General features: G+C 73.7%; 9 protein-coding genes and 1 pseudogene. 6 read left to right on the top strand and 4 right to left on the bottom strand.

The annotated features are described in order from the left end of the window. The 5 genes from CCN56_RS08770 to CCN56_RS08750 all read left to right on the top strand — a co-directional run. On the top strand, positions 1–635 hold a 635-nt coding region (locus CCN56_RS08770), incomplete at its 5' end, for an SDR family oxidoreductase (protein ID WP_086825220.1). A 56-nt stretch (positions 636–691) separates the two neighbouring features. Then, positions 692–922: a DUF6480 family protein gene (locus CCN56_RS08765; RefSeq protein WP_086825218.1), complete on the top strand. Its 231-nt coding sequence runs from the start codon at positions 692–694 to the stop codon at positions 920–922. Positions 923–1,068: 146 nt separating this feature from the next. Further along, on the top strand, positions 1,069–2,130 hold the full coding sequence (locus CCN56_RS08760) for an SDR family oxidoreductase (protein ID WP_086825216.1): 1,062 nt from the start codon (positions 1,069–1,071) through the stop codon (positions 2,128–2,130). Positions 2,131–2,132: 2 nt separating this feature from the next. Next, positions 2,133–2,588: an SRPBCC family protein gene (locus CCN56_RS08755; protein ID WP_086825214.1), complete on the top strand. Its 456-nt coding sequence runs from the start codon at positions 2,133–2,135 to the stop codon at positions 2,586–2,588. After that, on the top strand, positions 2,575–4,170 hold the full coding sequence (locus CCN56_RS08750) for an NAD(P)/FAD-dependent oxidoreductase (protein WP_086825212.1): 1,596 nt from the start codon (positions 2,575–2,577) through the stop codon (positions 4,168–4,170). Before CCN56_RS08755 ends, CCN56_RS08750 begins: the two co-directional genes overlap by 14 nt. A 49-nt stretch (positions 4,171–4,219) precedes the next feature. Here the strand turns inward: CCN56_RS08750 and CCN56_RS08745 are convergent. The 4 genes and pseudogenes from CCN56_RS08745 to CCN56_RS08730 form a co-directional block, all read right to left on the bottom strand. After that, a pseudogene (locus CCN56_RS08745) lies at positions 4,220–4,915 on the bottom strand (ornithine decarboxylase); the annotation flags it as partial. 148 nt (positions 4,916–5,063) lie between these two features. After that, a complete protein-coding gene (locus CCN56_RS08740; protein WP_086825208.1) occupies positions 5,064–6,248 on the bottom strand; it encodes a zinc-dependent alcohol dehydrogenase in 1,185 nt (394 codons plus the stop codon). 13 nt (positions 6,249–6,261) lie between these two features. Beyond that, positions 6,262–6,549 carry a CBS domain-containing protein gene (locus tag CCN56_RS08735; RefSeq protein ID WP_306300594.1) on the bottom strand — a complete coding sequence of 96 codons (288 nt, stop codon included), beginning with the start codon at positions 6,547–6,549 and terminating at the stop codon, positions 6,262–6,264. A gap of 353 nt (positions 6,550–6,902) precedes the next feature. Next, positions 6,903–9,584, bottom strand: coding sequence for an FAD/NAD(P)-binding protein (locus CCN56_RS08730; protein WP_086825222.1), 2,682 nt, complete (start codon positions 9,582–9,584; stop codon positions 6,903–6,905). A gap of 235 nt (positions 9,585–9,819) precedes the next feature. Here CCN56_RS08730 and CCN56_RS08725 point away from each other — a divergent pair, with 235 nt between their 5' ends. Continuing rightward, entirely contained in the window at positions 9,820–10,281 is a 462-nt protein-coding gene (locus CCN56_RS08725; protein ID WP_086825206.1) for an Rrf2 family transcriptional regulator, read from the top strand. Positions 10,282–10,294: the final 13 nt, after the last annotated feature.

Raw genomic sequence — 10,294 nt, 5'->3', positions numbered from 1 at the left:
CCGAAGAAGCCGACGACGCCGAAGAGACCGCCCGCCTGATCCGACAGGCCGGCCGCACGGCGATGGCGGTCGCCTGCGACATCCGCCACGAGGACGAGTGCACCGCCCTCGTCGACCGGACGGTGGCCGAGCTGGGCGGCATCGACCTGCTCGTCAACAACGCCGCCTACCAGATGGCCCAACCGGACGGCATCGAGGCGATCACCACCGAGCAGTTCGACCGGGTGATGAAGACCAACCTGTACGGGATGTTCTGGCTCACCAAGGCCGCGCTGGTCCACCTGCCGCGCGGGAGCTGCGTGATCAACACGGCTTCCGTGCAGGGCTACCAACCCAGTCCGCACCTGCTCGACTACGCCATGACCAAGTCCGCGATCATCTCCTTCACCCACGGCCTCGCCCAGATGCTGGCCGAGCGGGGGATCCGGGCCAACGCCGTGGCGCCGGGACCGGTGTGGACCCCGCTGATCCCCGCGACGATGCCCGACGCGACGAAGTTCGGCGAGCAGTCGCCGCTGGGCCGGCCCGCACAGCCGGCCGAGATGGCACCCGCGTACGTCTTCCTCGCCTCCGACCGGGCCTCCTACATCACCGGCGAGATCGTCAACGCCACCGGCGGAACCCCTCTGCCGTGACCCCATCCGGGCCGCGAGTACCGCATGACGGTGCCGGATCGGGGGAGCAGCGGGGTATGACTACCAACAATCCAGACCCAGACCCGGACCGTACTACCGGTTTGACCCGCGGAGGCGCCGTACCCGCCGGTGAGACACCGCCGGCGGAATCCGGCACCGGGACGGCCACGGGCCCTCACAGGCCGCTGAAACGCGGCTGGGCGGGCGGTCCGCTGGCCGTCATCATCGGCGTGGCCGTCCTCGTGGCACTGTTCTTCCTGGTGTACGGCATCGTCCTGGCGCTCTAGACGTGGACCTCCTTCCGCGCGCCGTCGTGTCGAAAGGCCGGCCCGCCCCCGGCGGAGAAGGGGGCTGCTCCCCGCCGCCGGTCCACCGGGCCCATCGCTACGGCCGACCCGTGCGTGGAACGGCTGAAACCGGTGACACGCAGAGCATGAGGGTTCAACGCGCACAACCGCCCGGAGCCGTGGTCGTGGTGACGGGTGCGTCCAGCGGGATCGGTCGGGCCACCGCGCTGGCCTTCGCCAAGCGTGGTGCGAGGGTCGTGCTGACTGCCCGCAGCGCCGGAGCACTGGAGCAGGTGGCACGGCAGTGTGCCGGCGCGCATCCCCGGGCAGAAGCCGCGTGGGCCTGTGCGGACGTCTCGGACGAGGGGGCCATGGTGCGCATCGCGCAGACGGCCGTCGCCCGGTTCGGTCGCATCGACGTCTGGGTGAACGCAGCCGGCATCGGCGTTCTCGGCACTGTCGAGCAGGTGCCGGTCGCCGACATGAGTCGGGTGTGGGACGTGAACGTACTGGCCCCCGTGAGGGGCGCCCGCGCCGCGCTCCCGTACATGCGGGACCAGGGCCGTGGCGTGCTGATCACCGTCTCCTCCGTCCTCGGAGGTGCCGTCCAGGCCCCTTACATGGGCGCCTACGCCGCCTCCAAGGCCGCCCTCGTCAGCCTGGACGAGACCCTGCGCCAGGAACTGGCCCTGACCGGAGGCCGGGGCATCGCCGTCTGCACCGTGCTGCCCGCCGGCGTCGACACCCCGTTCTTCACCCACATGGGCAACCACTCCCGGCGCCGCCTGAAGTCCCTGCCCCCGACAGCCACCCCCGAGCGCGTGGCGCGCGTGGTCGTCCGTACTGCCGCGCGCCCTCGACGGCGAGTCCGGGTGGGACCGGGAGCCCGACTGCTGCCGTGGGCCCACACGGTCGCTCCCGGGCTCGTGGAACGGGCCGTCGCCTCGCGCACCGAGCACGGCTACCTCGACGCCCCCGATACGGCACCGGTCACCACCGGCGCGCTGTACAGGGCGTGCGACGGCGCCGCCGCGGTCCGCGGCGGGGCGCATGCGTCGCTGCGGACGCTGGGGCGCCGAGCCGCCGTGGCCGCCGTGATCGGGGCGGCGGGAGCTGTCGGTGCCCGCTCGGTGCTCCGTTCCGGGCCGGGCAGCCCGCCCACCACATCGTTCCGAACCAGAGGTCTTCCGTTCCGGAGGAGGTCGTAGTCATGGCACAGTGGCACCGTCTCGTGCACGCCACGCCCCAGGAGGTCTGGTCCGTCCTGAGCGATCCGCGCCAGTACGGCCGCTGGGTCGTGGGCACTCACCGCTCCTGGCCTCAAGGCGGCGGATGGCCCGCCGAGGGCGCCGAGCTGGGCTACGCCCTCAAGGCCGGCCCGTGGACGTACCACGGCCGCACCGTCTCCCGGCGCTGCGAACCGCCGCACCGGCTCGAACTGGAGGCCAAGAGCGGTGTCGGCAGTGCCAGGATCGCCTTCCGGATCGACCCCTGGGGCGAAGACACCCTGGTCGTGATGGACGAGCATCCCCTGGCGGGTCCGGCGGCCGGCTGGCACAACGCGGCGCTGGACGCCCTGCTGCGCTGGCGCCACCGGAGCGTGCTCGCCCGGCTGAGCGAGGTCGTCGAGTCCGCGGCGAAGGCCGAGACCCGTGCCCACGCCTGACGCCGTCGTCATCGGGGCCGGCCCCAACGGCCTGGTGGCCGCCAACCTCCTCGCCGACGCCGGCTGGCAGGTCGTGGTCCTCGAGGCGCAGGACCGACCCGGCGGCGCAGTGCGCAGCGACCGGGGCGTCCACCCCGACTACGTCCACGACCTGTTCAGCGCCTTCTACCCGCTGGCCGCCGCCTCCCCCGCCATCCGGGGCCTCGCCCTGGAGCGGTACGGGCTGCGGTGGAGCCGCGCCCCGGCCGTCGTCGGACACCCGCTGAGGGACGGACGCTGCGCGGTCCTCGGCAGCCACCCGGACGACACCGCCGCTTCCCTGGCCCGCTTCGACGCCGGCGACGCACGTTCCTGGCACCACCTGCACCGCCTCTGGCAGTGCTACGGAGAGGATCTCATCGGCTGCCTGTTCACCCCCTTCCCGCCCGTGCGGTCCGGACTGCGGCTCGCCGCCCGCACCGGCATCGACGAAGGGCTGCGGCTCTTCCGCGACATGCTCCTGCCCGCCCGCCGCTTCGGCGAGGAGCACTTCACCGGCGAGGGCGGCCCGCTCCTGATCGCGGGCAACGCCCTGCACGCGGACCTGGCACCGGAATCCGCGCTGGGCGGCGGGTTCGGCTGGCTGATGTGCATGCTCGGACAGACCCACGGCTTCCCCGTCCCCGTCGGGGGCGCCGGCAGCCTCACCGACGCACTCGTACGCCGACTGCTGGCACGTGGAGCGACACTCCACTGCGGACGTCCGGTGACCCGGGTCGTCATACGCGACGGGCGCGCGGTCGCGGTCCGCACCGCCGACGGCACGGAGGTGCCCGCCCGGCGCGCCGTACTCGCCGACGTCCCCGCTCCCGTGCTGTACGAGCGGCTGGTCGGCGAAGACCACCTGCCGGCCCGGCTCCGCGCCGACCTGCACCGCTTCCAATGGGACCTGGCCACCGTCAAGATCGACTGGGCGCTGTCCCGGCCGATCCCCTGGACCAGCGAGGGAGCGCACGGCGCCGGGACCGTCCACATCGCCGAGGGTCTCGACGCCCTCACCCGCTTCGCCGCCCAGCTGGCCATGGGACAGGTCCCGGACGTGCCGTTCACCGTTCTGGGCCAGATGACCACCGCCGACCCCACCCGCTCCCCCGTCGGCACCGAGTCGGCGTGGGGCTACACCCACGTGCCCCAGCGCATCCGCTCCGACGCCGGAGACGACGCGATCCGCGGCTCCTGGAGCCTCCGGGAGAAGGAGGCGATCGCCGCCCGGGTCGAAGCCGGCATCGAACTCCTGGCCCCGGGCTTCCGCTCCACGATCACCGCCCGCCGCATCCTCGCCCCGCCCGACCTGGAACGCCTCAACCCCGCCCTGGTGGGCGGCGCCGTGAACCAGGGCACCACCCAACTCCACCAGCAGCTCCTCTTCCGCCCTCTGCCCGGCGCCGGCCGCCCCCGCACGGCCATCCGCGGCCTCTACCTCGCGTCCGCCACCGCCCACCCCGGCGGCGGTGTCCACGGCGCCCCGGGGGCCAACGCGGCCCGGGCAGCCCTACGAGCCCTCCGCGTCCCGCACGGCGGGTCCCACCGCTCGACCGCGTGAACGCACTCGATGGGCCCCCCTCCCCCCTGCGACACGACGTCCTTTCCTGTCAGCCCTCATCGCACAGGACCCTGATGGTCGTCATGCCGGTGTCGACGGCATCGGGTACGACCATGCCGGCCTCGACGCCGGTGCGGAGATAGCGCAGGACGTCCGTGGTGAGACGTTCACCGGGCAGCGCGGCCGGGATGCCCGGCGGGTACGGGGTGAGCATCTCGGCGGCAATGCGTCCTCGGGCCCGCTCCCACGGGACTTGCTCGGTGCGTCCGAAAAAGGCGTCCCGCGGCAGGGCCGCCTGCTCCGGGCGGAGTTCGCCGGGTGCGGGGAGGTGCACCGGCTGTCCGGTGCGCGGTCGGGGCGCGTGGCGGGCGAGGTCCGAGAGCGCGGCGAGCAGGATGTCGGCGGTGCGGTCGTCGTCGGCGTGGGTGAGCTGGGCGCTGACCCGGCGGTGGTCGGAGACGTGGAGGTTGATGCGGTGGTTCCGGCGCAGCCAGTCGGCGGCGCGGTAGCCGGTGACCCGCCAGGCGCTGATGTCGATGACGATCTGGAGGGGGTCCAGGTCGGAGGCCTTTCCGGGGCCGCAGAAGTCGGCGCGGTCATGGACGTGGAGGCCGTCGATGCGGGAGATGCGGGCGCGGACCCGGTCGGCGAGGGCGAGGGCGTCGTCGTACAGGGACTTGCCGTGCTCGACCATCTGGCGCCGCCATCCGTCGAGGGCCGCGTATACCTTGTGTCCCGGCGGGGTGAACGGCGTCTGACCGGCCTCGTGGCAGGCGGCCAGCGCGTCCAGTACGGGTGTCCTCGACTGATCCGTATCCGACCGCCTGCCCGCTCGGGGAGGGCGGAAACGGTGGCCCCGCCATCGGGGCTTGCCGTGTCCGCCGGTGCGGCCGTCAGGGGTGGAAGAGGACCTTCACCATGTTGTCGCGCTTCTTCTGGAAGTCCTCGTACGCCTGTGGGGCGTCGTCCAGGGGCAGGTGGTGGGTGGCGAAGCCCTCGACTCCGAGGGGGTCCCCGTCGGTCAGCAGGGGAAGCAGGTCGTCGACCCACCGGCGGACGTTGGCCTGTCCCATGCGCAGCTGAATCTGCTTGTCGAACATCGTGAGCAACGGCAGCGGGTCGGCGGCTCCGCCGTAGACGCCGGAGAGGGAGATGGTGCCGCCTCGGCGTACGAGTTCGATGGCCAGGTTCAGGGCGCCCAGGCTGTCCACGCCCGCCTTCTTCATCAGCGCGGAGGCCAAGGCGTCCGGGAGCAGGCCGGTCACCGTCTGCGCGGCCCGGACGGTGCCGCCGCCGTGGGCCTCCATGCCGACGGCGTCGATCACGGCGTCCGGGCCGCGGCCGCCGGTCGCGTCGCGGACCGCCTCGACGAGCCGGTCTCCGTAGCGGGACAGGTCGTAGACCAGGACGCCGTGGCCGACGGCGCGGGCGAGCCGTTCGGGCACCAGGTCGATGCCGATCACCTGGCCGGCCCCGCGGTGGGCTGCGATGCGGGTGCACATGTCGCCGATGGGCCCGAGGCCCAGGACGGCGACGCTGCCGCCGGGCGGGACGTCGGCGTAGTCGACGGCCTGCCAGGCGGTCGGCAGGACGTCCGACAGGTACACGAACCGTTCGTCCGGCGGGCCCTCGGGGACCCGGATCGGGAGGGTGTCGGCGAAGGGGACGCGGAGGTACTCGGCCTGCCCGCCGGGCACCTGCCCGTAGAGCTTGGTGTACCCGAAGAGGCTGGCGCCGGTGCCGTGCTCGTGGACCTGGGTGGTCTCGCACTGCGAATGCAGGCCCTGCGCGCACATGAAGCAGGTGCCGCAGGACACGTTGAAGGGCACGACCACCCGGTCCCCGGGCTTCAGGTCCCGGACCTCGGGCCCCACCTCCGCGACGGCCCCCATCGGCTCGTGCCCCAGGACGTCCCCCGCGTCCAGGAACGGCCCGAGCACCTCGTACAGGTGCAGATCGGACCCGCACAGCCCGGTCGTCGTCACCTCGATCACGGCGTCCGTGGGATCGATGATCCGCGGGTCCGGAACGGTTGCCACCTCGATCTTGCGGCGGCCCTGCCAGGTCACGGCTTTCATTGCGCCTCCTCTGTCACGCATGGGTGTTCCAGCGCCCCGCCGCCGGCCCGCAGGCCTGCCGGGGGCGTCGGCCGGAGAGGGCTCCGAGGAGTTCACCGCCCTGCGGGTCGGGCAGGGCACGGGCTGCATCGGCCCGGGCGACGACACCCACGGGGGTGGGGCCGTCGATCACGGGCAGACGACGGACCTCGTACTCGGCCATGGTCCGCAGGATCTCGGCCGCCTCGTCGTCGGCACCGACGGTGACCGCCTCACCCCGGGCGAACTCGCCGGCCGTACGGGTGGGGGGCCTTCCCCACACCGAGGACCACCACGATGTCGCGGTCGGTCATCCTCTTCGCCGCCTCCAGGACGCCGTCATCGGCTCCGACGCAAGTGGCGTCCGGGGTCACGTTTCCGCCTGCGGAAGTCACGATGCGTCTCCCGAGATGCGGTCGGCCACGCGGCCGGTCCCGGCGGCCTGGTATCCGCGCGCCTGCCCCCTGGCGGCCCCTTCAACCAGCCGTGCTCGACATATTCGGCCGAGGACTCCGGCGCCTCCCCGTCGTCTTCCGTCGCGCCCCTTCCGGGTTCCGTCGACGGGGCCGTACCGCCAGGAGACGAAACGGACGACGCGTCACGCGTCGTGCTGCTGCCGCTCCCCCGGCGCGGGCTTCACGCGCGGGGGCTCAGTCCGGCCAGCCTGCGCCGGTCGAGCGGGGACGCGCGACGGTCGAGGCGCTGTTCGAGGAGGTGGCGGGCGGTGTCGCTGTGCCCCGCCTCCACCAGCGCGTACAGCAGGGTCTCCTCGACGACCTCGCGCTGTGCCGCGCTGCCTCCCACGCGGCGCAGCGAGGGCAGCAGTCCGCGCAGTTCCCGCACCGCGGTGGCCCATTCCTCCTCCAGGACCGCTTCCAGCGCGCTGCACAGCGGGACGACGACCTCCCGCTGCACCGGGTCCGCGCCGGCCGCGTGGGTGCGCAGGCGGCGGAGTGCGGGGAGGTCGCCGGCGGCGGCGAGGGCGACGGCGCTGTGCAGGGCCGTGAACGCGGTCGAGGGACGTTCGACCAGATCGCGGGCGACCGCGTCGAGCACGCCGTCGACGGGGACGCGACCGGTCCAGTTCCGGGACATGCGGGCCCGCCACAACAGGGAGCCGGAGTCGACGAGGGCCCGCACCCCGTTCACCTGGGCCGGGGCCAGCTGGGCGAACCAGCGGCGGCGTACCGCCGCGGAGTCGTCGAGGGCCAGTTCGTGGAGCGCCACGTGCCAGGAGAAGTGCGCCCGGTGCACGGCGCCCCGCCCCTGGCCGCCGATCCAGCCGTCGAGCCAGTCCCGGCCGGTGCGGTGGTCACCGGACTCGTAGTGGACGTGGGCGAGGGCGTGCACGGCGTGGCCGGAGGCGGGTTGTGCGGCGAGCGCCGTCCGGGCGAGCTCGCCGGCCTCCTCGATCCTTCCTTGCTCCTGCCGGACGAAGGAGAGGAGCGAGGTGTGGAACCAGTGCCCTTCGTAGGCGGGCGCGGTCCGCTCCACCAGACCGAGGGCCAGTGTGCCGTCGAGATCCGCGACGCCGGAGAAGGCGATGGTGGGGACGGCGATGCCGAGCGCGAACGCGTCGGCGGGGAAGCGTGCGAGGTGGTCGACGAGCGCCGTGTCGCCGTCGCCCGCGGCGCCTGCGGGGGCTTCGTGCTCCCTGATGCGGCGCGTGACGACGTCGACGAACGACCGCTCCCGTTCGTCGCCGCGTTCCCGCACGCTGCGCTGGGCGTCCGCCAGCTCCCGGGCGACGTCGACGTCCGCTCCGCACTCGTGACCGAGCAGGGCGAGTGCGGCGTGCCCGAGCGCGAAGCCGGGGTCGAGTTCGGTGGCGCGCGCGAACGACTCGGCCGCCTTCGCCCGTACGGTGATCACCCGGGCGAGTCCGCAGCGGAAGGACGCCGCGGCCGCGGCATGGGTGGACAGGGGCAGCCCGAACTGGTCGGTGGGCCGGCGGCGTACCGACCGGGGGCTGCTGGTGAGCGGGGCGAGTACGGCCTCGGCGACCTCCTTGGCCTGGTTGCGGATCTCGGGGATCGCGGTCGTCTCCCACAGCTCGCCCCGGCGGGGCGCGCCCAGGGTGAACAGCGGCCGCTCCGGGTTCCCTCGGGCGTCGAGCAGCCTGCCGCCGTCGGTGGACACGCCGATGCCCAGCGGTCCGGGTGCGGCGAGGCCGTCGGACAGCAGCCCGCTCCACAACGGGTCGCCGCCGGCGTCGGCCCGCAGCCCCGGCCCCGTACAGTCCACCACCCATGCCACGCGCAGCTCACGGCCGTCGGAGAGGGAGACGATCAGGCCGCCGTCCTCCTGGGGTGCCGCGGAGGCGACCCGGCCGGCGTGGACGCGGAGCCTGCGGGCGGCGCGCGCCCGGGCGACGGTCTCGGCGGTGGAGGGTGCCATGCGATGCCGGTGCACGTTCCACAGGGTGGCGTCACGGCCGAGGAACTCGGCCCGCTCCTCGTCGGTGAGTCCCTGCCAGAGCCGTACGATCTCGGGCCGCAGCCCGTCGAGTGCGGGCCGCCAGTCGCCGTGGGCGCGGCGCGTGGCGGCGAAGTGCCGCGTCAGCTCCCTGCGGAGGCGGTGGAACGGGAGAGCGGCGAGGCCCGGCGGCGGCGGTACGGGGGGCAGCGGGGCGACCGCGTGCGGCTGGGGAAGCAGCCCGCTGCGGGACACGGCGTGCACCGTGCGGCCGGGACGGTCGAGGACGAGCGCGAGGTCGACGGCGGTGAGACCGGTGCCGACGAGGAGGACGTCGTCCGACTCGCCGACCGCGTCGAGCGCGCCCGGCGTCCAGGGACGGGGGACGAACCGGTCGGAGGCGACCAGCTCGGCCGGGGCCCAGCCGGACCGGCCCGCCGCGGGCCCGGTGGCGAGGACCACGCTGTCCGCCGTCAGCGTGCCGCCGTCGGCGAGCTCGAGCTCCAGACGCCCTCCGGCCGCGTCGGCGCACCCCACCGCCCTGGTGCGCAGCCGCCGTACGGAGACCGTGCCGTGCGCCGTGATGACGGCCCGGCCGAGCGTGTCGGCGAGATACGAGCCGTAGCGGTACCGGGGGGCGAAGTCCGCCGCGGTGACGGTGGGTTCGCCGTGGTGGCAGAGCCAGCGCCGGAAGTGACCCGGGTCGTCCGGGTAGCAGCTCATGCCACCGACGGGCACGTTGAGCCGGTGCTCGGGAACCTCGGTGGCGTACGCGGTGCCCCGGCCCGCCTCCGGCGCGGGGTCGACGAGGACCAGATCGAGCGGGACACGGCGTCGGGCCGCCCCTTCGCACAGCTGGACGGCGACGAGCGCACCGGCCGCGCCCGCGCCGACGACTGCCACGGTCGATCGAGGACGGGCGGCCTCGGCGGACGGCGAGGACACGACAGGCACCACGGACACCACGGAGACCTCCGACCAGGAACGGGTACTGCACGACGGATGTTCACTATGTCGATGAACAAAGTGGAGTCGCAATGCCGCTTCCGGACAACGACAACGCGCCGGAGTGCCGCTGACGGCCTGTGAGTGCCGCCGCCGCAGGTCAGGTTCCCGCCACTCGTGAGACATTGGGTCCGTGAGGATCTCAGCACGAACGGACTACGCCATCCGGGCCATGGCCGAGTTGGCCTGCTCCCCGGACCGGCCCCTCAAGGCCGAGGACATCGCCGGACGCCAGAACATCCCCGGCCGCTTCCTCTTCGTCGTACTGAGCGACTTGCGGCAGGCGCGTCTGGTGCGCAGCGTGCGCGGCCCCGACGGTGGCTACTCCCTCGCCCGGCCGTCCGCGGAGATCACCCTCGCCGACGTCATCCGCGCGATGGACGGACCACTCGTCAGCGTGCGGGACCTGAAGCTGACGGGTCTCGAGTACCAGGGTGCGGCGGCTCCCCTGCCGGATGTGTGGCGTGCCGTGCGGACGAGTCTGCGCCAGGTCCTGGAGAGCACGACCCTCGCGGACCTGGCGACGGGCACGCTGCCCGAGCTCGTACGGGACCGGGCCCGCGACTACGACGACGACGTGCGGACGTACCCGTAGCGTCCATGGCCGT

Source organism: Streptomyces sp. NRRL B-24572 (assembly GCF_002156145.1).
GTDB lineage: Bacteria > Actinomycetota > Actinomycetes > Streptomycetales > Streptomycetaceae > Streptomyces > Streptomyces vietnamensis.
Note: the sequence above shows the minus strand (reverse complement) of the source record. Positions and strands in the feature narration are given on the sequence as shown.

Coding starts and splice junctions, on each gene's coding strand:
- CCN56_RS08765 (WP_086825218.1), top strand. CDS start 692: ATGACTACCAACAATCCAGACCCAGACCCGGACCGTACTACCGGTTTG.
- CCN56_RS08760 (WP_086825216.1), top strand. CDS start 1,069: ATGAGGGTTCAACGCGCACAACCGCCCGGAGCCGTGGTCGTGGTGACG.
- CCN56_RS08755 (WP_086825214.1), top strand. CDS start 2,133: ATGGCACAGTGGCACCGTCTCGTGCACGCCACGCCCCAGGAGGTCTGG.
- CCN56_RS08740 (WP_086825208.1), bottom strand. CDS start 6,248: ATGAAAGCCGTGACCTGGCAGGGCCGCCGCAAGATCGAGGTGGCAACC.